Raw genomic sequence first — 23,019 nt, 5'->3', positions numbered from 1 at the left:
TGGTTGCTGATCGGCCGAGATACCCGGCTGCACGGCTCGACCACGCTAGCACCGCCGAACAAGACGGGCGGCCCGCCGGAGGAGTGACCGACCGCGAGCTCGTCACCCGGTTGGCGGAAGGTGACCGCGTAGCGTTCGCAAGCCTGTACGACCGGTACTGCCGACAGGCGTACTCGTTGGCCAAACGTGTCTGTGTCGACACCCAGCTCGCCGAGGACGTCGTGCAAGAGGCTTTCCTCACACTGTGGCGCGACCCCGGCCGCTACCAGGCCGAGCGGGGCAGCGTCGGCACCTGGCTGCTGACCGTGGTGCACCACCGCGCGGTGGACGCCGTGCGCAGGGAGAACACCCAGCGCAAACGTTCGGCCGCGCAGGCCGAACAGGCCATGACGAGCGAGCGCGAGGCGCCGGGCGCGGACGCCGCGGCGATCACCGGCGTGCTGGGCGAGCAGGTGCGCGGCGCGCTCGGCGAGCTCAGCGAGGACCAGCGGGAAGTCCTCGTGCTGGCCTACTACGGCGGCTACACCCAGTGCGAGGTCGCCACGATGACCGGTGTCCCGCTCGGCACGGTGAAGTCGCGGATGTTCGCCGCGGTCCGTCGGCTGCGCACGCTGCTGACCAGTGGCAACGACCAGGACCGTGACCTCGGGGAGCAGCGGTGAACACGGAGTTTCGGGGCCAGGACTGCCCCCACGAGGAGCTGGCCACCGGCTGGGCGCTGCACGTGCTGGAACCGGCGGAGGTGGCCGAGTTCGAGGCGCACCTGGCCGGCTGCACACGGTGCCGGGACGTGGTCACGGCCACCCAGGAGATCGGCGCCGAGCTCGGTGCCGCGGTGCCGCAAGAGGATCCACCACCGCACCTTCGGGCGAACCTGTTCGCCCGAATTGACCAAGAACCCCAGGTGTCCGCCCGTTCGGGGAGCCATTCCGGCGGTATCGCCGAAGTGTCGCCAACGGTCGGCGAACGGCAGCCTGATGATGAACTTTCGAACCGGCGGGCCGCCCGCAAGTCTGTTCGTCCGGGCAACCGGCGGTGGCTGGCGGTGGCCGCGGCGGTGCTGGCCGTGGTCACGATCGGCGGACTGGGCATCCGGGTCTTCCAGCTCGGTGCCGAACGCGACGCCGAGGCCGCCCGCGCCGCCGCGCTGACCAAGGCGGTGCAGCTGGTCGGCGACCCGAACATGCGCCGTGCCCTCATCGGCGCGGCGAGCGACGGTCACCCGGTGGCGATGATGGTCGCCGCTGGCGGTCGCGGCGCGATCGTGCCGATGGACCTGCCGGCCAACGACCAGTCCCGGCAGATCTACGTGCTGTGGGGCCTGTCCAGCCCGGGGCAGCCGCCGAGGGCGCTGGGCGCCTTCGACGTGGCGGGCCCGGAAATCGAGCCCAGGACCGTAAGCTGGGGCGATAACGCGCCGCAGTTCACCGGGTACGCGGTGTCCCTGGAGGACGGGCGTGCCGCACCCGCGAGCCCGACGACCGTCGTGGGCCAAGGAAACCTGGAGTAGGCGCTGAGCAGCACCTCCGAACAACACGAGCCCGCGGGCTTCACCAAGGACGGCGCCCAGCCCCACGTGCTGGACCGCCTCGCCGAGCGCTGGGGCTTCGCCGCCAAGATCCGCAACAGCCCCACCCTCCGCCTCGCCTTCCGGATCGCGGTCGGCGTGGTCGGCGGCCTGGTGCTGGCCCTGGGCGTCGTGCTCATCCCGTACCCGGGCCCCGGCTGGCTGGTCGTCTTCGCCGGCCTGGCCATCCTGGCCACCGAGTTCTCCTGGGCAGGCAAGGCCCTCGCCTACGCCAAGTCCAAGTACGACGCCTGGACCCGCTGGCTGCGCCGCCAGCACTGGGCGGTCCGCTGGGGCGTGCTCGCTCTCACCGGCCTCGTCGTGCTGACGACCCTGTGGCTGCTCAACGTCTTCGGCATGATCGCCGGGTGGTTTGACCTGGACCTTCCGTGGGCCGGGACCCCGTTTTCGCGGTAGCGAGTGGATCGTGTAATGTTCTTCCTGCCCGGCCGGAAGGCAGGGCAGGAAGACCCGGGCGATTAGCTCAGCGGGAGAGCACTTCGTTCACACCGAAGGGGTCACTGGTTCGATCCCAGTATCGCCCACCACGGGTTCCACCTGGTCAGATGGCCTGTCGATGATCTTCATCGGCAGGCCATTTGCCGTTGTGGGGATCGCGGGCGTCGCCGTCGATGTATTTTCGCTTGTGGCCCACACGTTCCAACCGGTGGAAGTGGATCTCGCCCAGGGCGGTGCCAGTCGGCGGTATACCGCGTGCCGCGGTGTCTTCCGCTTGGCTGGCCAGACGCCTGGCAGCGGCGAAGGATCCCGATGACGTGACGGTCTGATCCAGCCCGCAACTCAAGGACTCCGCGCTGACCGCTCACCGCTGCCCGTTGGCCCCGTCACGGGCCGAATCCTGGTCGGTGCTGGTCAGGCCGTGGATCCGGGTCATGCGTGCCGTCCATCCTGCCCTCGATCGTGAATAACCGATCGTTGGGGAGACCCGCTTTCATTACGCCGTGTCATACCGAGAAGTCAGTATGGACGGCCTTGCCGCTCGGTCACGCTGAAGTTCGCGAAGACCGGGTGGAAGGCTTGGCATGTCGGAGGAAACGCGGCGGGTCGCCGAGAGCGTCATGGAGCTGGTGCTTGCCCACCAGCGCAAGCTCGGCGGGCCCGTGGGGTGTCGTGCACCGCGCTGCGAGCGGTGTCTGTCCGCTCATCTCGGTCAGGTGGAACGCAGTGTCGAAGCTGGTTCGCCGGTCGTGTTCGTGTTGCCCGCCTTTCCCGGTAAGTCACCGAACGAGGCCAAGGTGCTCGGTACGGTGCCGGATCTGGGCGATCGGGTCATGCTCATGAAACGCGCTGAGGCCGAAGCCGCGGGGGCCGAACTGGTCAGTGGGGACGGGCGGCTGAGCTACTTCGCGCTGCCGTGGTCCCGCGCCGAAGTCGCCTAGAACGTGTTGCCGGACAAGGAGAAGGACATGACCGCCGATTTCGCCGTCGAGAAGCTGAGCCCGTTCGGGGTGGTGGTGCGTCCGGCGCGGCCTGGCGCCGCAGTGACCGAGCTGCCTGTCGACCGGCTGCGCGAGCTGGCCAGGACCCACCACCTTGTGCTGCTGCGGGGTTTCTCCACCTTCGCCGGGCCTGCCGAACTCACCGGGTGGTGTGGCGGTTGGGGCGAGATCGCCATGTGGCCCTTCGGCGCGGTCCTCGAACTGGTCGAGCACGACCAGCCCGACGACCACATCTTCGACCACAGTTACGTTCCGCTGCACTGGGACGGCATGTACCGGCCGCAGGTGCCGGAGTTCCAGATCTTTCACTGTGTCAGCGCCCCCGGCGAGCACCAGGGCGGCCGGACCACCTTCTCGAACACCCCCGCGGTGCTGGCCGATGCGGACCCGCGAACCCGGCAGCTGTGGGAGCGGGTCACCGGCACCTACCGCCGCAAGATGGAGTTCTACGACAGCGAAGCCGTCTCCCCGGTGGTTACCACGCATCCCGTCGGCGGGTTCCCGGTGCTGCGCTACGGCGAGCCCGCGATCGCCGGGGACCCGGACTTCATCAACCATCCCGACCTTGAGTTCACCGGCGTCGGCGCGGAGGAGCTGGAGCGGTTCCACCACAGTCTCCGGGAAGCTCTTTACGCGCCAGGGCATTTCTACGCGCACACCTGGCAGGACGGCGACGTGGTCGTGTCCGACAACTACACGCTGCTGCACGGACGTGAGGCATTCACCAGCCGGGCGCCCCGGCATCTGCGCCGGGTGCACGTGCTCGGTGACCCGCCGCTGGACAACCCCGCGTTGGTCCGCTCATGACCGGGTAGCCCGCCGTTGCCAACGAGGACCTGGGTGAGCTCAGGTAACGGTGCGATGCGAATACGATGGGCGCACGGATTGACCCGTGTTGTTGATAGCGCTCCCCGCAAGTCGATGGTCGGAGATGTCAGTAGTGTCGAACGAGGCCCCCGCGCAGACCGAGAACGGTCGAATCAATGCCGGTGAAGTGAAGGTCGATGTTCTGGTCGTCGGGGCTGGTCCGGTCGGCCTGTTGTGCGCTCTGCTCGGGCGGCTGCACAATCTGCGCGTCCTGATAGTTGACAAATCTTCTGAGCCACTTCGCACAGGACGGGCTGACGCGTTGAACGCGCGTTCGCTGCAGTTGCTGGAGGTTGTCGGCCTTTTTGATGATCTTTATCGGCTCGGCAAGACCTGCAATACCAGCTCGGTGTGGGCGGAAGGCAAGTTCCTTTCTCGTCAGTCCACCTGGTGGGATAATCTGGAGGGATGCTTTCACAAGCATTTTCTGATGCTTGGTCAGGCATCCGTCGAGAGGTTGCTCGATCGAAAAGTCAGTGAAATGGACTGCGCGGTGCGACGAAACACCTCGGTCGACCACGTTGAAATCACTGAGAGTGGCTGCCGGTCGAACCTGTCCTCCGGAGAACTGGTTGAGTCGAAGTTCGTCATCGGCGCGGACGGCTCTCGCTCATCCGTCCGAGGTTTCTTTGGGATCCCGTTCGAGATAACTCGGCCGGAGCTGACTTGGGCTGTCTTGGACGGAGTTTTCGAGACTGACTTCCCCAAGGTTCCGGAGATCATCGTCTTTCAGGCCGACACGTCGGACGTGGCATGGATCCCACGTGAAGGGGAGATCGACCGCTTCTATGTAAGAATGGACGTAGCCGAGTTTGACCTGGCACAAGTCGTCGCCAAGATCAATCGGGCCATGCGTCCGCACAAGGTGACCTTGAAGCGGGTGGAATGGTTCTCCCGCTTCTCGGTCAAGGAGTCCGTTGCGGAGAAATTTTCTGTCGACGACCGGGTCTATCTGGCCGGCGACGCCTGTCACATTCATTCCGTAAATGGTGGACAAGGGTTGAACACCGGGCTGTCGGATGCGTTCAACCTCATGTGGAAGATCGGTATGGCCGTCAACGCGGACTCCTCGACGGAGATCCTGCGAACGTACGAGCAAGAGCGCAAGCCGGTCGCGCTGAGTGTCGTTGAAACCTCTGGGGTGCTGGTGCGATCGACCAAGTATTCGGAGGGCGGGACGCACGCGGTGGATTACGTCAAGACGGTCGAGAAGAGGGCGGGCAACATTACCGGCATGGGAATCCGCTATGGCGAGCAGGGGCTCGCGGGCTCTCGGCTTTTCGACTTCATGGTTTGCGGTCATGACGGACAAACGCGGGTTTACTCGTTGCTCGACTACCGCTTCTTCACGCTTCTTGTCTTTGGTGATGATGAGCCAGGTTTCGACCTGCCTCCATTCGTGCGGACAATTCAGGTTCACGACACTCCTGGCGCAGGGCTTTACTGGGCTGACGAGTGTCCCTATTCAGGTCAGTTGCTCCTGGTGCGACCTGATTCGTACATCGCTGCGTCAGGCTCGATCGATGACCCTGCTCCGATCGTCGGCTATCTGGAGTCATTGGCCTAGCCCTTGGGCAGGGTGAGCAGGGCCTGGACCGGCAGGTGGTCGGAGGGGAACTGGCCGTCGCGGGCGTAGGTGTTGATGGCCGCGGCCCGGATGCTCGTCGCGCCCCTGGTGAGGATCCAGTCGATGCGGTCGCCGTTCGGCACCAGGGGGCGGTAGCCGTGGAAGGTGGCGTGCAGGGGGGTGCGGCGTTCGGTGGCGGCGGGCCAGGTGTCGGTGAGGGTGGCGCCGGTGCGGAGGATGTCGTAGGTCGGGGTGTTGCCGGCGGCGGTGTTGAAGTCGCCGGTGAGGATGACCGGGAGGCCGGGGGACAGGGCGTTGATCCGGTCGCGGACCAGTTCGGCGCTGCGCTGGCGGGAGTTCTCCGACTCGTGGTCGAAGTGGGTGTTGACCGTGACGAACTCGGTGCCGGTGCGGCGGTCGGCGAAGCGGACCCAGGTGACCATGCGGATGACCCGGTTGCCCCAGGACTTCGAGCCGATCACGTTCGGGGTGTCGGAGAGCCAGTAGTGGTCGAAGGCCAGCGGAGTCAGCCTGCGGGTGTCGTAGTAGACCGCCATGAACTCGTCCTGGCTGCCGCCCGCGCGACCGAGGCCGATCCAGTCGTAGTGTGCGGGCAGGTCGGCTTCGATGTCCTTGAGCTGGCCGTAGAGGCCTTCCTGGGTGCCGAGCACGGTGGGCTGTTCGCGGCGCAGCAGCTCGGCCAGCACCGGGCGGCGGACCGGCCAGGAGTTCGGCTGGGTGGTCGCGGCGTAGCGGAGGTTGAACGACATCACGTGCAGGGTGTCACCGCGGGCCGGGCCGATCACCGGCGTCTCTGCGGCCAGCGCGGGGGTGGCCTGGGTCAGGCCGAGGACGGCCAGGGCCGCGCAGAACAGGGTTGCCAGCAACGGTTTCGCGCGGTGGGCTCGCCGGGACATGGTTCCTCCGCGGGGGGTTCGGGGACGATCCCGTTCACCCTGCCAGGCTCCGGGGCGGGCGAACGTGTCGATGTGGTGGCCGGTAAGGGAAATCCGCCGGAAGGCGCAGCGGGCCTGGGGCGCGGTCCGGTGGCCGGGCACCTGCGCGAGCTGGGCGGCGGCTCCTGTGGTGGAGTGGCGGGGTGATCTCAGAGGTGTTGTCGTTGCTGGCCTGTCCGCACTGCGGGCTGGAGCTGGCCGCCGAGGGGCGGGCGGTGCGGTGTGCGGCGGGGCACTCCTTCGACGTGGCGCGGCAGGGGTACCTGAGCTTGCTGGCGGGGGACGCGGGGGCGGGGACCGGGGACACCGCGGCGATGGTGGCGGCTCGGGCGGAGTTCTTGGGGGCCGGGCATTTCCGGCCGGTCGCGGAGGCGGTGTGCGCGGCGGCGGGGGAGGCGCTGGCGGCTGACGCGGGGGCAGTGGGGGCGGCAAGCGCGGCGGGAACGGCGGCCGGAGAGGCCCTGGCTGCGGGCGGGACGGCCGGGATGGTGGCCGGAGATGCGCTGGCGGCGGGCGGGGCAGCGGAGTCGGCGGCCCGGGAGGCGTCGGCGGTGGGCGGGGCGACCGGTGGGGCCGTGGTCGATCTCGGGGCGGGGACCGGGTACTACCTCGGGCAGGTGCTCCGTGGCGCGCCGGGGGCCGTCGGGCTGGCGCTGGATCTGTCCAAGTTCGCGGCGCGGCGGGCGGCCAGGGAACATCCCCGGCTGGGGGCCGTGGTGTGTGACGCGTGGCGGCGGCTGCCGGTGCGGGACGGGGTGGCCTCGGTGGTGCTCAACGTGTTCGCGCCGCGCAACGGGCCCGAGCTGGCCCGGATCCTGGCCCCTGGCGGGCGGCTGGTGGTGGTGACGCCGGAGGCTGGGCACCTGGGTGAGCTGGTGGGGGCGCTGGGGCTGTTGCGGGTGGATGAGGGCAAGGCGCGGCGGGTGGAGGAGAAGCTTGGCGCCTATTTCACCCGGGTTGATGACGATGTTCGCTCGTTCGAGTTGTCTCTGGCGCATCGGGACATCGCGACCGTGGTCGGGATGGGGCCGAGCGCCTGGCACACCGATCCGGCCGAGCTGGCCGGGCGGATCGGTGTGCTGCCGGAGCCCTGTGCGGTCAGCGCTTCGGTGCGCGTCGCGGTTTACCGTCGGGCTTGCCGGTAGCGCGGCCCTGGCCCGACTTCCCGTAAGCGGACTTGCCCTGGTCGGACTTGCCGTGCCCGAACTTGCCCTGGTCCGACTTCCCGTGCGCCGGCTTCCCCTGGCCCGACTTGCCCTGGCTGGAGCGGCCCTGGGCGGCTGCCTTGCCCTGGGGGGCGCGCAGGCCGCGGTTGGTGGACTCCTCGCGGCGGCTGCCGTCGGTGCGCAGGTTCTTCGGCAGCGGCGGCCAGGACAGCGAGCGGTCCGCGGCCAGCTCATCCGCCATGCCCAGCCACTGGCTGAGCTTGATGGTGCCCACCGCGGCCTGCGACTCGATGCCGATCTCGTGCAGCATCCGGTGCGCCCGGCCCCTGGTGATGAACGAGGTCAGCGCGGTCCGCGCCGGGGTGTTCGGCGACCCGTAGGCGGTGCTCAGCAGCGCCCAGATCACGCCCTGCAGGTGGCGGCTCTGGCCGGACTTGCGTTGCAGCACCAGGTGCGCGGCGTCGACCTTGGGGGCCGGGCGGAACGCGGTGGCCGGGACCCGGTGCTTGATGGCGATCTCGAACCGGGCCGCCCACCAGGCGTTCTCCAGGTCCCTCGGCCAGGCCGCGGTCAGGCGCTTGGCCAGGCCCCACTCCACCAGCAGGTCAGCCTGGGTGAGCGAGCCGTTCGGGGTGTTGAGCAGGCGGCGCAGCAGCGCGGTGGTGATGGAGAACGGGATGTTGGCCACCACCGCGAACTCCCGGTGCGGCAGCGGCACCGACAGCAGGTCGGCGTGCACCACCCGCAGGTTCTCGTGCTCGCCGTAGCGGCGCTCCAGGTCGCCGACGAACTCCTCGTCCCGCTCCACCGCGAGCACGCGGGCCCCGGTGCGCACCAGCTCGGCGGTGATCGCACCGGTGCCCGCGCCCAGGTCCATGACCAGGTCGTCCGGGCCCAGCCGGGCGTTCACCACCAGGTCGCTGATCACCTTCGAGGAGGACAGCAGGTGGACACTGGAGTGGTTGGGCTGGCGCTGACGCGGCGGACGACCTGGTTGCACCCTCCTACGCTAGCTGGGCGAGTCCAGTAATGACGAAACCGTGGTCTGCCTGGCGAGCAGTTCGACCACATCCATCGGCTCGCCGCGGCGGGCCATCGCCTGCCGCTGCCGCTGCGCGCCGCCGCCCACGGTGAACAGGTGCTCGGTCAGCCGCTCGACCAGCTCCAGCTCGCCGTTGGCGCTCAGGAACGGCCGCAGCCGCCGCAGGGCACGCCGCAGCACCGCGCTGACCGGCAGCAACGAGCCGGACTCCGGATCGGGGCAGTGGCCGCCGAGGCCGTCCCGCGCGGCCCGCCACAGCGCGGCGCGCAACACCTCGTGCGGGATCCGCGGCGCGGCCACCCCGGCCTCGATGTCGTGGCTGGCGGCCTGGGCCAGGGCCCGCACCAGCACGCCCAGCAGCACTGCCTCCTCGACCGTGGCCGCCACGTCGCAGACCCGGACCTCCAGGGTCGGCTGGGCCTCCGACAGGCGGATGTCCCAATAGACCATCTTGCGGTCCAGGGCCGCCCCGGCACGCAGGAGAGCGCTCACGCTGGCGTCGTAGTGGGCGGGGGAGTCGAAGAACGGCGGCGGGCCCGCGGAGGGCCAGCGAGCCCAGCTGACGTGCCGCCAGCTGGCGTGGCCGCTGTCCTGGCCCCGGGAGAACGGGGAGTTCGCGCTCAGCGCGAGCAGCAGCGGCAGCCAGGGGCGCAGGTGGTTGGACAGCCGGATGCCGAACTCGGCGTCCGGGATGGCCACGTGCACGTGGCAGCCGCACAGGGTGTCCACCAGGCCGCCGTAGCGCTCGGCGATGAGGTGGTAGCGGTCCTTGCCGGCCAGCGGCGGCGGCCAGGGCTCCGGGAAGACCGCGGTGCCGGTGGCCAGCAGCCACAGGTTCAGCTCGCGGGCGCTGTCGGCCAGCCTGCCGCGCAGCCGGGCCAGGTGGTGGGTCAGCTCCTCCGCGGTGGTGCAGACCGGCGAGGCGGTCTCCACCTGGAAGCGGGTCAGCTCCTCCTGGAGTTGCTCATCGGACCCGCCGGCGTCGGCGCCGCGGCGCACGGCCGCGGCCTGGGCCGCCAGCCTGCCGGTGTCCGCGTCGACGAGGATGAACTCTTCTTCGACCCCGAAGGTCCACTCGCTCATGCCCATCACCCTGCCGCAGTGGGGCGGGCGAAGGCTGCGCGCATCCGGGTGGCTACCCGGGGCATCCCGGCGGTTGCCGGGGAAGTTGGGGCGGTCGACGCGCTAGGTCGCCTCTCGGCGAAAGGCACGACATGGCTCCAGCCGAACGGTATTCCATGAAGGCGGAAAGTGAGCCCGGGGGACACGTAACACGCCGACCACCAAGTACAACTTATCGCACTTGCCGTTTGTTCCCCAAAACGAAGGGGGCCGTCGGCCGGCGAGGGGGGTGTTACCGACCGACGGCGGTGGACTGACGCGGCGATCTCCACCGGATGGGGGAGGCGGTGGTCTGGGGGGTTCACCGCATGCCACCCGGGTTCGACAGCGACTCTCGGGATGCTCGTCGCCGGATCTGGCACGCGTCAGTCAACTTGTTCAACGGTCTACCACTCCTTCTTGTTCCGGAACTCGCACGTGCAGTAGCTCACCCTCGATTGGCTGACTGGCCGGGGGTCGGGGCGCCCGGCCGGGGCACCACCCAGCCGTCTTCGCGGCCGATCCGGTTGGCGCCGATGACGATCAGCACGCCGACCCCGACCGCGGCCAGGTGCAGCACGTTGTCCGCCCAGTTGAGGTTGAGCAGGTCGTGCGCGGGGTCGCCGGTGACGAACAGGCCGTAGACCAGGACCGCGCCGTAGGCGACGATCAGGAGCCAGCCGTAGGCCATGGTGGCGCGCAGTCCGCTGGCGCAGATCCCGCCGACGAGGCCGAGCACGAAGTGGATCACGTTGTGCATCGGGTTCAGCGTGAAGCCGAGCGCGTCGATGACCGGGTCGTGCCGGAAGAAGTCGGTGAAGCCGGTCACGGCGAAGCCGCCGAGGCCCAGCAGGAAGAAGATGGCGCCGGTGCTCAGCGCGACCATCTGCGGCCAGGGGAACCGGGCAGGCTTTACTCGCTCGCTCATCGCAAACCTCCTCGTGGACCCCGGCTACCCGGGGCGTTCCCGGCCAAACGCGACCGGTTGGCAGGATGGGGGGATGCGGGTGCGACCGGTGTCCTTCGACGTCCTGGTGACCGAGGTCGCCGACCGGATCGCCGCCCTGCCCAGGCAACTGTGGGCCAGGGTCGCCGTGGACGGGGCCGCCGCGGCCGAGCCGGGCCTGCTGGCCGACGCGCTGGCCGAGCCGCTGCGGGTGCGGGGCAGGCCGGTGCTGCGGGTCTCCGCGGGGGACTTCCTGCGCCCGGCCTCGCTGCGGCTGGAACACGGCAGGCGGGACCCGGACTCCTTCTACCTCAACTGGCTGGACGCGGGCGCGCTGCGCCGGGAGGTGCTGGACCCGTTGGCGCCACAGGGATCCGGCCTGGTGCTGCCGAGCCTGTGGAACCCGGTCACGGACCGGGCGACCAGGGCGCGGCGGGTGCCGTTGCCGCCGGGCGGGGTGCTGCTGCTGGACGGCGCACTGCTGATGGGACAAGGACTTCCGCTGGAGCTGACCGTCCACTTGCGACTGTCCGAGGCGGCGCTGGCCCGGCGCACGGCCGCGGAGCTGCACTGGACGCTGCCCGCGTACAAGCGGTACGCGGAGGAGGTCGACCCGGACAACCTGGCCGATCTGGTTGTCCGGGTCGACGATCCTCGGCATCCCGCCCTGGTGGAGCCTTAGCCGTTGAGGGTCTCGCGGGCCTTCTCGAAGGCGTGGATGGCCTGCCAGACCTCGTCGGTGCTGTGCGCGGCCGACATCTGGGTGCGGATGCGGGCCTTGCCGTGCGGCACCACCGGGTAGGAGAAGCCGATCACGTAGATGCCCTGCTCCAGCAGCGCCTCCGCCATCCGGCCGGCCTCGGCCGCGTCGCCGATCATGACCGGCGCGATCGGGTGCTCGCCGGGGAGCACGTCGAAGCCGCGGGCGGTCATCTCGCGGCGGAACAGCTCGGTGTTCTGCCGCAGCTTCTCCAGCAGGTCGCCGGAGGTGCTGATCAGGTCGAGGGCCTTGAGCGAGGCGGCGGTGACCGCGGGGGCCAGCGAGTTGGAGAACAGGTACGGGCGGGAGCGCTGGCGGAGCAGCTCCACGATCTCGGCGCGGCCGGAGACGTAGCCGCCGCTGGCGCCGCCGAGGGCCTTGCCCAGGGTGCCGGTGAGCACGTCCACCTTGTCCTGCACGCCGAAGAGCTCCGGGGTGCCCGCGCCGGTCGGGCCGGTGAAGCCGACCGCGTGCGAGTCGTCCACCATGACCAGCGCGTTGTGCTTCTCGGCCAGCGCGCAGATCTCATCCAGCGGGGCCAGGTAGCCGTCCATGGAGAACACGCCGTCGGTGGCGATCAGCCGGTAGCGGGCGTCCTTGGCCTCGATGAGGCAGCGCTCCAGGTCGGCCATGTCGCGGTTCTTGTAGCGGAAGCGCTTGGCCTTGGACAGCCGGATGCCGTCGATGATGCTGGCGTGGTTGAGCTCGTCGGAGATCACCGCGTCCTCGGCGCCGAGCAGCGTCTCGAACAGCCCGCCGTTGGCGTCGAAGCAGGAGCTGTACAGGATGGTGTCCTCGGTGCCCAGGAAGGCCGACAGCCGGGCCTCCAGGTCCTTGTGGATCTGCTGGGTGCCGCAGATGAACCGCACCGAGGCCATGCCGAAGCCCCACTCGTCCAGCGCCGCCTTGGCCGCGGCCACCACCTCCGGGTGGTCGGCCAGGCCGAGGTAGTTGTTGGCGCAGAAGTTGAGCACCTTCGGGCCGCCGCCGACGCCGACCGAGGCGTTCTGCGGGGTGGTGATCACCCGCTCGGCCTTGTACAGGCCGGCCTCGCGGATCTCCTGGAGGCTGTTGCGCAGGTCCTCGCGCATGCTGCCGAACATCAGGTCCCTTTCCGTGCTGGGTCGGTGCTGGAGTTCGTGGTCCAGTCGAGGATGACCTTGCCGCAGCGCCCCTCGCGGGCGGTGGCGAAGGCCTCCTCGAAGTCCTCGTGGCCGAACCGGTGGGTGATCACCGGGCTGAGGTCGAGGCCGCCTTCCAGCAGCACCGACATCGAGTACCAGGTCTCGAACATCTCCCGGCCGTAGATGCCCTTGATGGTGAGCATGTTGAGCACCACGGTGGAGAAGTCCACCGGGATCTCCTTGCTGGGCAGGCCGAGCATCGCGATCCGGCCGCCGTGGGTCATGTTCGCGATCATCTCGCGCAGCGCGGAGGGCTGCCCGGACATCTCCAGCCCGATGTCGAAGCCCTCGCGCAGGCCGAGCTGGCGCTGCGCGTCGGCGATGGTGTGCTTGCTGACGTCCAGCGCCAGCGAGACGCCGACCTGCTCGGCCAGCTCCAGCCGGTACGGGCTGACGTCGGTGATCACCACGTGCCGGGCGCCGGCGTGCTTGGCCACCGCGGCGGCCATCACGCCGATCGGGCCCGCGCCGGTGATCAGCACGTCCTCGTTCATGATCGGGAAGCTGAGCGCGGAGTGCACCGCGTTGCCGAACGGGTCGAAGATCGCGGCCACGTCCAGGTCCACCGGGTTGCGGTGCACCCAGGCGTTGGTCGCCGGCAGCGCCACGTACTCGGCGAAGGCCCCGTTGTGGTGCACGCCCAGGCCCTTGGTGCGGGCGCACAGGTGCCGCCGCCCGGCCAGGCAGTTGCGGCACTTGCCGCAGACCAGGTGGCCCTCGCCGCTGACCAGGTCGCCCACCGCCACCTCGCGCACCGCCGAGCCGACCTCGACCACCTCGCCGACGAACTCGTGCCCGGTGACCAGCGGCACCGGCACGTTGCGCCGGGCCCAGTCGTCCCAGTCCTGGATGTGCAGGTCGGTGCCGCAGATGCCGGTGCGGCGCACCCGCACCAGCACGTCGTCGGCGCCGACGGCGGGCATCGGGACGTCCTCCAGCCACAGGCCGGGCTCGTCCTTCGCCTTGATCAGTGCTTTCACCAGGCATCTCCAGACAACTAGCGGTTACGCGATGCCTGAGTCTGGGTGCGCACGTGCGCATGCGTCCATCGACGATTACTGAACTAGCGATTCAGTCCTTCTGCACAGAGCAGTCCGGCGGCCGTCGCGGCCCGCACCGCCTCGGCCCGGTCGTTGACCTTGAGCTTGCCGAAGACCCGTTGCAGGTGGCTCTTCACGGTGGCCTCGGTGACGAACAGGTCGCGGGCGATGTCGGCGTTGCGGTGGCCCGCGGCGACCAGCCGGAGCACTTCCAGTTCGCGGGCTGACAGTTTTGGCCTGCTGCCGTCCTGCTGAACCTCGGCCACCAGTTGGCACAGCAGTTCTGGTGACACGGTGGCGATACCGGCCCGCGCCCGGCGCACCGCCTCGATGAGCTGAGTCCGGCCGGTGGATTTCAGCAGAAAACCGCGGGCGCCCGCGCGTAATGCGCACAGCACCCGGCGTCCTTCGCCGCTGAACACCAGGACCTCGACGCCGGGGTGGTATTCGCGGAAGTGCCGGATCAGTTCGAGGCCGTCGTCCAGCGGGCTGGCCAGCTCCAGGAGTACGACATCCGGAGGACACCGGTTGAACTGGGGATACGCGGTAAGCCATGAGGTGGCGCCACCTACCTGGGTGATGTCGGCGGTGCCGGCGAACACGGTGCGCAGGGTGGCTATGACAATAGGCTGCGGATCAATGACGAATACCCGGACATCTGCTTGGACGGCCATGGAAACCTCGGGAACGCAGGGGCGGCGCCAGGGGTTTCGCAGAGTAGCATACTCGATATAGTGGCACTGTATGCTCTTTTGAGTTTTCAATTCGGCCTGCTTGTGCCGGTGCGCGGAGCGGTAACTGGTCCAAACCAGATTCGACAGGAGGGGCGACAAGCGGGGTCGGAGATGGTACCTACGGGGTCATGTCAATCCGCCAGGCCCTGTTGGCCCTGTTACAGCAGGGGCCCAAGTACGGCTTCCAGCTGCGCGCCGAGTTCGAGTCGCGCACCGGGTCGACCTGGCCGCTCAACATCGGGCAGGTCTACACCACGCTGGGGCGGCTCGAACGCGACGACCTGGTCGAACCGGCCGGGCAGGACGCCGAGGGCCACATCTACTACCGGCTGACCCACGGTGGCCGGGGCGAGGTGCAGCGCTGGCTGCAGTCCCCGGTGGACCGCGGCGCGCCCGCCCGCGACGAGCTGGCCATCAAGATCGCCCTGGCCGCCGCGCTACCCGGGGTGGACGCGCGCGGCATCGTCCGGGTGCAGCGGCTGCACACGCTGCGGGTGCTGCAGAACTACACCCGGCTCAAGGCGCAGGCCTCCGCCGATGAGGACCTGGCCTGGCTGCTGGTGCTGGACTCGCTGGTGTTCCAGGCCGAGGCCGAGGTGCGCTGGCTGGAGCAGTGCGAACAGCGGCTGGCCCGCCGCGCCCAGGCCGAGGAGACCGCACCGGCCCCGGCCGCCGCGCCCGTGGCCGAACAGGCCGAACCCGGGCGAGTCGGAGGATGACCTGAGCCGTCCCCGCCGGGAAGACTGCCGCTGACGACAGCGGGAACCCGGTCCGGAAGGGACGGTCGATGCGGCGCGGCGTGTTCTGCCTGCCCGCCGTGCGGGCGGTGCTGCGGCTGGTGCTGCGCTGGATCAGCGTGACCAGGGGCGCGAGCCTGGCGCTGGCGGTGATGATCTCGGTGCCGGTGGCCGCCACCCTGCTCAGCGACGTGCTCTCCGACGCCCAGCGCACCAGCCCGCGCCGCACCATCGAGCAGACCATCGGCCAGGCCGGGGCCAGGGTGGCCGACGCAGGCTACGGCGACGTGCCGATCCTGCAGAACCTGGACGGCTCCCAGGTGCGGCCCGCGCCACCGGGAGAGGGCGCCCCGGCCCACCGGCACGCGACCTGGCCGGAGCTGCCGCCGGGCGCGACCACGCTGACCATGACCCGCTCGCTGCTGACCGCGCAGGCCGGGCAGACCCGGTTGAGCGCCCAGTTCCAGGAGCTGGACTACCTCCATCCGCTGGCCCGGGGCATCACCGAGCACGTGCGCGGCCGGGCGCCGAAGGGGCCGGATGAGCTCGCCGCCTCGCCGGAGTTCCTGCGCGCGGCCGGGATCGAGCTCGGCGCCACCGTCGCCGTGCCCGAGGCCGGCCGCGCCTTCCTGGTGGTGGGGGTGGCCCGGCCGGCCAGGGACCACGGCGAGCTGGTGCTCTACGCCCAGCCCGGCGCGCTCTACGAGCAGCTGGCCGCGAGCCTGCCGCCGAGTGAGCGGCCCCGGCTCGGTGGCCGGATGTGGTTGGTGGACAAGGACTTCGACTGGCCCGCCGTGCTGGCGGCGAACGAGCACGGGCTGGCGGTGTACTCCAGGGGCGCGGTGACCGAGCCGCCGCCGCCGGAGCGGGTGCCGCTGCCCGCCGATCCCACCGAGGTCTACCGCAGCTTCCACGACCTGCTCATCGACGACCTGACCGGCGGGCAGGACCGCAGCCAGTCCACCGGCGAGCGGCTGGGCATGCTACTGGTCTGGATCGCGGTGGTGCAGGTGGTGCTGCTGGGCGGGGCGATGTTCGCCGTCGGCATCCGGCTGGGGCGGCGGCAGCTGGGCGCGCTGGCCGCCAACGGGGCAGGCGGCGGGCACCTGGTGCTGTTGCTGCTGCTGTGGGGCCTGCTGCTCGGCCTGGGCGGCGCGGTGCTGGGCAGTGTGGTCGGCACGGTGGGGGCCGGGGTGCTGATCGAGCTGTTCCACCGGTTCGACCTGCCGCGGATCTGGCGGTTCCAGGTGGGCCTGGACGACCTGGTGCTGCCGTTCGCGCTGGGCGTCTTCGCCGGGCTGGCCGCCGCGGTGGTGCCGGCGGTGCGGGCTGGCCGGACCAGGGCCGGGCAGCTGCTGGCCGACCGGCGCAGCGAGCGGCGGCCGTCCAGGGTGACCCCGGTGCTGGGCGCGGCGCTGGTGCTCACCGGGCTGGCGGTGGCCGCCGCGGCGGCCTTCGCGCTGGACTGGCGCGGCCTGGTGCCGGTGGCCACGCTGCTGGTCAGCGTCGGGTTGTTCGCCTGCTTCCCCGCGCTGGTCGGCGGGATCGCCGCGCTCGCGCCCGCGCTGCCGGTGAGCGTGCGGATCGCGCTGCGCGAGCTGGGCAGGCACCGGGCGCGCAGCGCGCCTGCCATCGCCGCGGTGATGGCGGTGGTGATCGGCACCATCGCGCTGGCCACCCTGGACGTCACCCGCAACGCCTACACCTCCGGCCGCTACTGGCCGACCCTGCCGGACCGGCACGCCGCGGTCCTGGTGCCCGACGCGGCCACCCGCCCGCCCGAGTGGGAGGCGCTGCGGCGCACCCTGGCCGGCGCGCTGCCCGCGCGGTCCTTCGCCGAGGTCACCGCGCTGCCGGGGACCTGGGACCGCTGTGGCGGCGGGGGCTGCCCGCACACGGTGGAGGTGGCCATGTCCCCGGCCGCCGGGTGCGGGCCGGAGTGGACCACCAGGGAGCAGTGGCTGCCGCCGGGCGGGCCGGACTGTGTGCACCACCGGCGGCTGCTGGGCACCGTGCTGGTGGGCGACGCCGAGCTGCTGCGCCGGGTCAGCGGGGTCACCGACCCGGCCGCGGCGGCGGCGCTGGCCCGCGGCGAGGCGGTGGTGCTGGACGCGAGGTACGTGCAGGACGGGATGGCCAGGCTGGTGGTGAACACCCCGCAGGGCCGCCATGATCTCGCCCTGCCCGCGCTGGCCGTGCCCAGCGAGGTCGGCTCCGCGCTGATGGTGCTGCCGCCGGAGACCGCGGCGCGCACCGGGGTGGCGCCGAGCCTGCGCGGCCTGGACATCGAGCTGGACCGGCGGCTGAGCCGGTTCGAGCAGGACCGGATCGGCGAGGTGGTGCGCGCCTTCGGGCTCAGCGGCTACGTGGAGCGCGGCACGACCAGGGAGGCGGCGCTGTTCGCGCTGCTGTTGCTGGCCTGCACCGCGCTGCTGAGCACCACGGCCGCGGTGACCGCCACCGTGCTCTCGCTGATCGACACCCGGCGGCACTCGATCATGCTGGCCACCGTCGGCGCCTCGCTGCGCACCCGGCGCTCGCTGGCGGTGACCCAGTCACTGATCATCTCCGGCCTGGGCAGCGTGCTCGGCGTGCTGGTCGGCATCCTGCCCGCGGCGGTGGTCTCCGCCCAGGGCGCGCGCCGGATGTGGCGGGACGGGCCGGTGGCGCTGCCCTACGAGCTGGTCCTGCCCTGGCCGGTGATCGGGTTCGTGCTGGTGGTGGTGCCCGCGATCGCCGCCCTGGTGGCACTGGCCTGCGTGCGCCGAAGGGTGACCATCGACCGCAGGCACACCTAGATCAGCTCGGCGAACCGTTCCGGGGAGATGTTGCCGCCGGAGAGGATCGCGCCGATCCGGCCGCCGGTGGGCAGCTTGCCGGTCAGCAGCGCGGCCAGCGGGGTCGCGCCGCTGGGCTCCAGCACGATCTTGAGCCGCTCGAAGGCGAAGCGCATGGCCGCCCGGATCTCCTCGTCGCTGACCAGCACCACCTCGTCCACCAGGCGCCGGTTGATCGAGAAGGTCAGCTCGCCGGGGATCTCCGCGGCCTGGCCGTCGGCGATGGTGCGCGGCACCGGGACCGAGACCCGTTCACCGGCCAGCAGCGAGCGGCGAGTGTCGTCGCCGGCCTCGGGTTCCACGCCGATGACCCGGATGCCGGGGGAGAGGCCCTTGGCCGCGGTGGCCGAGCCGGCGATCAGCCCGCCGCCGCCGACCGGGGTGAGCACCGTGTCCAGGTCGTCGACCTCGGCCAGGAGCTCGAGCGCGGCGGTGCCCTGGCCGGCGATCACGTGCGGGTGCTCATACGGCGGGATCAGCGCGAGACCGCGGTCGGCGGCCAGCTGGTTGCCGATGGCGACCCGGTCGCCGGTGTAGCGGTCGTAGGTGACCAGCTCCGCGCCGTAGCCCGCGGTCGCGTCCTTTTTGGACTGTGGCGTGTCCTCGGGCACCAGGATCACCGCGCTGCTGCCCAGTTCGCGGGCGGCCAGCGCCACGGCCTGGGCGTGGTTGCCGGAGGAATATGCCGCGATCCCTTTGCGCAGCTGGGCTTCGGAGAGCCGGGAGACCGCGTTGTAGGCGCCGCGGAACTTGAACGCGCCGATCCGCTGGAAGTTCTCGCACTTGAGGTGCACCCGCGCGCCGACGAGGTCGTCGAGCTGGCGGGAGCGCAGCACCGGGGTGCGGTGCGCCACCCCGGCCAGCCGGGCGGCGGCCTCCCGCACGTCGGCCAGGGTCACCGGGAGGGCGGTCATGAGTTCTCCTTGATCTGGGCGAGGTAGCTGTAGGCGGAGGCCCGGGAGATGCCCAGGCGGGAGGCGACCCTGGGCACCGCGCGGCGCACCGCGAACACACCCTGCTCGTTGAGGTCCTGGAACAGCGCCAGGCGCTCCGCTCGGCCCAGTTCGGCCCAGGGGCGTGGATCGGCCAGCTGACGTCTGTCCACAATGGAGTCGATCACGGCGTCGATGTCGTCGCCGAAGGTGGTGGTCGGCGCGGGCAGCGGGTTGTCCACCCCGGCGAGCCCGCCGAGCAGCTGCTGGGCCTGGGTGAGCCCGGTGAGGTCGAGGTTCACGCACAGCGCGCCGAAGACGGTGTTGTCGCTGTCCCGCAACAACATCGTGGAGGACTTGACCATTTTCCCGTCCGGTGTGCGGGTGATGTAGTTGAGCTGGTCCGCCGCGTCATCGCCCCTGGCCAGCAGCCCCATGCCGATCTCACTCATCGACCCGCCCACCCCGCGCCCGGTCACCGCGCCCGCGATGGCCACCACCGAGTTCGCCGGCCGCCGGAAGTCGTGCACCACCACCTCGCAACACCCGCCGAAGGTGGCCACGATCCCGTCGGCCACCGGCCCCAGCGCCGCCAGGATCGCCTCCCGCTCCGCCATCAGAGCACCTTGGCGAGCGCGTCGATCTCCACGCAGGCGCCGTAGGGCAGGCTGGCCACCCCGACACAGGTGCGCGCGGGCCGCGGCTCGGCGAAGAACCCGGCGAAGGCGGCGTTGAGCCGGTCCCGATCGGCGATGTCGGTGAGGTAGGCGGTCACCTGCACCACGTCGCTCCGCCGCGCGCCCGCCTCGGCCAGGGCTTCGTCGAGGTTGGCGAAGGCTTGGGCGCATTCGGCGGGGAAGCCACCGGGGGTCAGGACGCCCGGTTCGGTGACGCCGAGGCGGCCGGAGACGGCGACCAGGTCGCCGGTGCGGAAGGCGGTGGAGTACGGGTGCTCGTCGGTCATGGACGAAATGTACAACTGCTGGACTGAGTGTCCAAGGAGTGTGAGCTAGCGAACCAGGGTGTCCAAGCGGATGTCAGCGGGGAAGGGCACGCGGCATTCCAGGCGGTCGTGGAAGATGCCGGTCAGCGCGTAGGAGCGGCTCGCCGGGTCGAGCTCGTAGACGTAGACGACCGGAGCGCCGGAGTTGTTCTCCACCCGCCAGAAGTGCGCGATGCCCGCCTCGGCGTAGCGGCGGGGCTTGGTCTCCCGGTCCCTGATCTCCGAGGACTTGGACACCACCTCGACCACCAGCAGCACGTCCTCGGGCTGGTAGAAGGTGCGGTCCAGGTCGCGGGCGGCGGTGGCGGTGACGATGGAGACGTCGGGGCAGGGGCGCTGGCGGGGGCCGAGCACCACGTCCATCTCACGGGTGGCGGCCAGGTGCGGGGGCGCCTGCCGCTGGAGCTCGTCCCGCAGACGTTCCACGACGCGGCGGTGGAACTCGGTCCGCGGCGCCATGACGATCAGCTCACCGTCGACCAGCTCGATGTGCTGGAGCGCGTCCAGCTCCCCGCACGGCCCGTCGCCGCCGATCTGGTCGAGATCGGCGGCGGTCCAGCCGTTCGGTGGCGGGTAGGGCCAGTTGGTCCCGGGCATCGGTCAGGCCGGGGCGACCTGGGTCACGTGCACCACCGCGCTCCCCGCCTCGTCCGATGCCGCCAGGTCCACCTCGGCTGTGATCGCCCAGTCGTGGTCGCCTGCCGGGTCGTCGAAGGCCTGGCGGACCACCCACTGGCCGGGGTGCTCGTCTTGGTTGATCATCAGCAGGGCTGGGCCGCGGGCGTTGGGGCCGGTGCCGATCTCGTCGTACTCCTCGAAGTACGGCTCCAGGGCCTCGCGCCAGCGCTCGGCGTCCCAGCCGGCGTGCGCGTCCAGCTCGCCCAGGGTGTAGTAGTCGCGGCGGGCGGCCAGTTCCACGCGGCGGAACAACTCGTTGCGGACCAGGACCCGGAAGGCCCTGGGGTTGGCGGTGACCGGCGGCGGGCCGGTGTCCACTGTGGACTGTTCGGGGTCGTCCTCGTCGGTGGGGTTGCGGAGCTGCTCCCACTCGTCCAGCAGGCTGCTGTCGACCTGGCGGACCAGTTCGCCGAGCCATTCGATGAGGTCGGTGAGCTCTTCGGTTTTCGCGTCGTCGGGGACGGTCTGGCGCAGGGCCTTGTAGACGTCGGCCAGGTAGCGCAGGACCAGGCCCTCGGAGCGGGCCAGCTGGTAGAAGGCGATGTAGTCGACGAAGGTCATGGCGCGCTCGTACATGTCGCGCACCACCGACTTCGGTGAGAGCTCGTGGTCGGCGACCCAGGGGTGACCCCGGCGGTACATGTTGTAGGCCGCCTCCAGGATGTCCTGCAACGGCTTGGGCCAGGTCACCTCCTCCAGGGCTTCCATCCGCGCCTCGTACTCCATGCCCTCGGCCTTCATCTTGTTGACGGCCTCGCCGCGGGCGCGGAACTGCTGCTGGGAGAGAACGGGTCTCGGATTGTCCACTGTGGACTCGATGACGGAGACCACGTCCAGCGCGTAGGTCGGGGAGTCCCGGTCCAGCAGCTCGATGGTGGCCAGCGCCAGGGGGGACAGCGGCTGGTTGAGGGCGAAGTCGAACTGGAGGTCCACGGTCAGGCGGACCGTGCGGCCGTCCTCGTCGGGGGTGTCCAGCTTCTCCACCACGCCCGCGGCCAGCAGGGCGCGGTAGATCGCGATCGCGCGGCGGATGTGCTTGATCTGCGCCGGGCGGTCCTCGTGGTTGTCCTCCAGCAGGTGCCGCATCCCGGCGAAGGCGTCGCCGGGGCGGTTGATCACGTTCAGCAGCATGGCGTGGCTGACCTGGAAGCTGGAGGTCAGCGGCTCGGGCTCGGCCTCGACCAGGCGCTTGAAGGTCGGCTCGCCCCAGGAGACGAAGCCCTCCGGCGGCTTCTTGCGCACCACCTTGCGCCGCTTCTTCGGGTCATCGCCTGCCTTGGCCAGCGCGCGCTCGTTCTCCACCACGTGGTCGGGCGCCTCGACCACCACGTTGCCCACCGTGTCGTACCCGGCCCGCCCGGCCCGGCCGGCGATCTGGTGGAACTCGCGCGCCTTGAGGATGCGGGTGCGCACCCCGTCGTACTTGCTCAGCGCGGTGAACACCACGGTCCGGATCGGCACGTTGATGCCCACGCCCAGGGTGTCCGTGCCGCAGATCAGCTTGAGCAGACCGGCCTGGGCCAGCTGCTCGACCAGGCGGCGGTACTTGGGCAGCATGCCCGCGTGGTGCACGCCGATGCCGTGCCGGACCAGCCGGGACAGCGTCTTGCCGAACCCGGCGGTGAACCGGAACTTGCCGATCTGCGCGGCGATCGCGTCCTTGTCCGCCCGGCTGGAGACGTTGATGCTCATCAGCGCCTGCGCCCGCTCCAGTGCGGCGGCCTGGCTGAAGTGCACCACGTAGATCGGGGCCTGCTGGGTGGAGAGCAGCTCCTCGATGGTCTCCTGCAGCGGCGTGGTGACGTAGGAGTGGAACAGCGGCACCGGGCGCTCGGCCGAGCTGACCACCGAGGTGGGGCGGCCGGTGCGCCGGGTCAGGTCCTCCTCGAACCGGCTGACATCGCCCAGGGTGGCCGACATCAGCAGGAACTGCGCCTTGGGCAGCTCGATCAGCGGGACCTGCCAGGCCCAGCCGCGGTCGGGCTCGCTGTAGAAGTGGAACTCGTCCATGACGACCTGGCCGACCTCGGCGTCCGCGCCGTCGCGCAGCGCGATGTTGGCCAGGATCTCCGCGGTGCAGCAGATGATCGGCGCGTCGCCGTTGACGCTGGAGTCGCCGGTCATCATGCCGACGTTCTCCGCGCCGAACATCTCGATCAGCGCGAAGAACTTCTCCGAGACCAGCGCCTTGATCGGCGCGGTGTAGAAGGTCCGCTGCTTGTTCGCCAGCGCGGCGAAGTGCGCCCCCGCGGCGACCAGGCTCTTGCCGGAGCCGGTCGGCGTGGACAGGATCACGTTCGCGCCGGATACGATCTCGATCAGCGCTTCCTGCTGCGCCGGGTACAGCTCGATCCCCTGGCCCGCGGCCCAGGTGCTGAAGGCGTCGAACAGGGCGTCGGGATCCTGGCCGTCCGGCAGGTACTCGGTGAGCGTCATGGTGCC

General features: G+C 70.5%; 22 protein-coding genes and 1 tRNA gene. 11 read left to right on the top strand and 12 right to left on the bottom strand.

What is annotated here, in order from left to right:
- Window positions 1–83 precede the first annotated feature (83 nt).
- The 7 genes from M8C13_RS06805 to M8C13_RS06775 all read left to right on the top strand — a co-directional run bounded on the left by M8C13_RS06805 (window position 84) and on the right by M8C13_RS06775 (window position 5,461).
- Window positions 84–662 (top strand): sigma-70 family RNA polymerase sigma factor, encoded by a 579-nt coding sequence (locus tag M8C13_RS06805; RefSeq protein ID WP_252479618.1) that lies wholly within the window; start codon window positions 84–86, stop codon window positions 660–662.
- Window positions 659–1,510, top strand: a complete 852-nt coding sequence (locus tag M8C13_RS06800; RefSeq protein WP_252479617.1) for an anti-sigma factor domain-containing protein — start codon at window positions 659–661, stop codon at window positions 1,508–1,510. Before M8C13_RS06805 ends, M8C13_RS06800 begins: the two co-directional genes overlap by 4 nt.
- A gap of 66 nt (window positions 1,511–1,576) precedes the next feature.
- Window positions 1,577–1,984 carry a TIGR02611 family protein gene (locus tag M8C13_RS06795; RefSeq protein ID WP_252479616.1) on the top strand — a complete coding sequence of 136 codons (408 nt, stop codon included), beginning with the start codon at window positions 1,577–1,579 and terminating at the stop codon, window positions 1,982–1,984.
- 56 nt (window positions 1,985–2,040) lie between these two features.
- Window positions 2,041–2,115 (top strand) — tRNA-Val (locus M8C13_RS06790).
- 495 nt (window positions 2,116–2,610) lie between these two features.
- Window positions 2,611–2,967 (top strand): L-tyrosine/L-tryptophan isonitrile synthase family protein, encoded by a 357-nt coding sequence (locus tag M8C13_RS06785; RefSeq protein ID WP_252479615.1) that lies wholly within the window; start codon window positions 2,611–2,613, stop codon window positions 2,965–2,967.
- Window positions 2,968–2,994: 27 nt separating this feature from the next.
- Complete coding sequence (locus M8C13_RS06780; RefSeq protein ID WP_252479614.1) at window positions 2,995–3,834, top strand: TauD/TfdA family dioxygenase; 840 nt, start codon at window positions 2,995–2,997, stop codon at window positions 3,832–3,834.
- A 133-nt stretch (window positions 3,835–3,967) separates the two neighbouring features.
- Window positions 3,968–5,461, top strand: coding sequence for an FAD-binding protein (locus M8C13_RS06775; RefSeq protein ID WP_252479613.1), 1,494 nt, complete (start codon window positions 3,968–3,970; stop codon window positions 5,459–5,461).
- Here M8C13_RS06775 and M8C13_RS06770 read toward each other — a convergent pair.
- Window positions 5,458–6,378 carry an endonuclease/exonuclease/phosphatase family protein gene (locus M8C13_RS06770; protein WP_252479780.1) on the bottom strand — a complete coding sequence of 307 codons (921 nt, stop codon included), beginning with the start codon at window positions 6,376–6,378 and terminating at the stop codon, window positions 5,458–5,460. The genes M8C13_RS06775 and M8C13_RS06770 overlap by 4 nt on opposite strands.
- 182 nt (window positions 6,379–6,560) lie before the next feature.
- On the opposite strand from M8C13_RS06770, the gene M8C13_RS06765 reads away from it, so the two are divergent.
- On the top strand, window positions 6,561–7,562 hold the full coding sequence (locus tag M8C13_RS06765; protein ID WP_252479784.1) for a putative RNA methyltransferase: 1,002 nt from the start codon (window positions 6,561–6,563) through the stop codon (window positions 7,560–7,562).
- On the opposite strand, the gene M8C13_RS06760 is transcribed toward M8C13_RS06765, so the two are convergent.
- The 3 genes from M8C13_RS06760 to M8C13_RS06750 all read right to left on the bottom strand — a co-directional run bounded on the left by M8C13_RS06760 (window position 7,516) and on the right by M8C13_RS06750 (window position 10,654).
- Window positions 7,516–8,583, bottom strand: a complete 1,068-nt coding sequence (locus M8C13_RS06760) for an rRNA adenine N(6)-methyltransferase family protein (protein ID WP_252479612.1) — start codon at window positions 8,581–8,583, stop codon at window positions 7,516–7,518. The two genes, M8C13_RS06765 and M8C13_RS06760, sit on opposite strands and share 47 nt — an antisense overlap.
- 9 nt (window positions 8,584–8,592) lie before the next feature.
- Window positions 8,593–9,708, bottom strand: a complete 1,116-nt coding sequence (locus tag M8C13_RS06755) for a glutamate--cysteine ligase (protein WP_252479611.1) — start codon at window positions 9,706–9,708, stop codon at window positions 8,593–8,595.
- A 466-nt stretch (window positions 9,709–10,174) separates the two neighbouring features.
- A complete protein-coding gene (locus M8C13_RS06750) occupies window positions 10,175–10,654 on the bottom strand; it encodes a DUF4383 domain-containing protein (protein ID WP_252479610.1) in 480 nt (159 codons plus the stop codon).
- Window positions 10,655–10,727: 73 nt separating this feature from the next.
- Between M8C13_RS06750 and M8C13_RS06745 the strand changes: the two genes are divergently transcribed.
- Window positions 10,728–11,354 carry a uridine kinase gene (locus M8C13_RS06745; protein WP_252479609.1) on the top strand — a complete coding sequence of 209 codons (627 nt, stop codon included), beginning with the start codon at window positions 10,728–10,730 and terminating at the stop codon, window positions 11,352–11,354.
- Here the strand turns inward: M8C13_RS06745 and M8C13_RS06740 are convergent.
- From M8C13_RS06740 to M8C13_RS06730, 3 genes are all read right to left on the bottom strand, one after another.
- Window positions 11,351–12,535, bottom strand: a complete 1,185-nt coding sequence (locus M8C13_RS06740; RefSeq protein ID WP_252479608.1) for a glycine C-acetyltransferase — start codon at window positions 12,533–12,535, stop codon at window positions 11,351–11,353. The genes M8C13_RS06745 and M8C13_RS06740 overlap by 4 nt on opposite strands.
- Window positions 12,535–13,596, bottom strand: a complete 1,062-nt coding sequence (tdh, locus tag M8C13_RS06735; protein ID WP_252479607.1) for an L-threonine 3-dehydrogenase — start codon at window positions 13,594–13,596, stop codon at window positions 12,535–12,537. Before tdh ends, M8C13_RS06740 begins: the two co-directional genes overlap by 1 nt.
- Window positions 13,597–13,679: 83 nt before the next feature.
- On the bottom strand, window positions 13,680–14,330 hold the full coding sequence (locus tag M8C13_RS06730; protein WP_252479606.1) for a response regulator transcription factor: 651 nt from the start codon (window positions 14,328–14,330) through the stop codon (window positions 13,680–13,682).
- Between the two features lie 188 nt (window positions 14,331–14,518).
- Between M8C13_RS06730 and M8C13_RS06725 the strand changes: the two genes are divergently transcribed.
- Together M8C13_RS06725 and M8C13_RS06720 are read left to right on the top strand one after the other, a co-directional pair.
- Entirely contained in the window at window positions 14,519–15,109 is a 591-nt protein-coding gene (locus tag M8C13_RS06725; protein WP_252479605.1) for a PadR family transcriptional regulator, read from the top strand.
- A gap of 68 nt (window positions 15,110–15,177) precedes the next feature.
- The gene (locus M8C13_RS06720; RefSeq protein ID WP_252479604.1) at window positions 15,178–17,925 is read left to right on the top strand and encodes an ABC transporter permease; all 2,748 of its coding nucleotides are present in this window, start codon (window positions 15,178–15,180) and stop codon (window positions 17,923–17,925) included.
- On the opposite strand, the gene M8C13_RS06715 is transcribed toward M8C13_RS06720, so the two are convergent.
- From M8C13_RS06715 to M8C13_RS06695, 5 genes are read right to left on the bottom strand one after another with little or no spacing between them, the layout of a single operon-like run.
- Window positions 17,922–18,878 (bottom strand): threonine/serine dehydratase, encoded by a 957-nt coding sequence (locus M8C13_RS06715; RefSeq protein ID WP_252479603.1) that lies wholly within the window; start codon window positions 18,876–18,878, stop codon window positions 17,922–17,924. The genes M8C13_RS06720 and M8C13_RS06715 overlap by 4 nt on opposite strands.
- Complete coding sequence (locus tag M8C13_RS06710; RefSeq protein WP_252479602.1) at window positions 18,875–19,513, bottom strand: transcriptional regulator; 639 nt, start codon at window positions 19,511–19,513, stop codon at window positions 18,875–18,877. Before M8C13_RS06710 ends, M8C13_RS06715 begins: the two co-directional genes overlap by 4 nt.
- A complete protein-coding gene (locus M8C13_RS06705; RefSeq protein WP_252479601.1) occupies window positions 19,513–19,860 on the bottom strand; it encodes a RidA family protein in 348 nt (115 codons plus the stop codon). Before M8C13_RS06705 ends, M8C13_RS06710 begins: the two co-directional genes overlap by 1 nt.
- Window positions 19,861–19,905: 45 nt before the next feature.
- Window positions 19,906–20,496: a Uma2 family endonuclease gene (locus M8C13_RS06700; RefSeq protein ID WP_252479600.1), complete on the bottom strand. Its 591-nt coding sequence runs from the start codon at window positions 20,494–20,496 to the stop codon at window positions 19,906–19,908.
- Window positions 20,497–20,499: 3 nt separating this feature from the next.
- Window positions 20,500–23,013, bottom strand: a complete 2,514-nt coding sequence (locus M8C13_RS06695; protein WP_252479599.1) for an RNA helicase — start codon at window positions 23,011–23,013, stop codon at window positions 20,500–20,502.
- Between the last annotated feature and the right edge of the window lie 6 nt (window positions 23,014–23,019).

The organism is Crossiella sp. SN42 (assembly GCF_023897065.1).
GTDB lineage: Bacteria > Actinomycetota > Actinomycetes > Mycobacteriales > Pseudonocardiaceae > Crossiella.
This window is presented reverse-complemented; position numbering and strand designations above follow the sequence as displayed.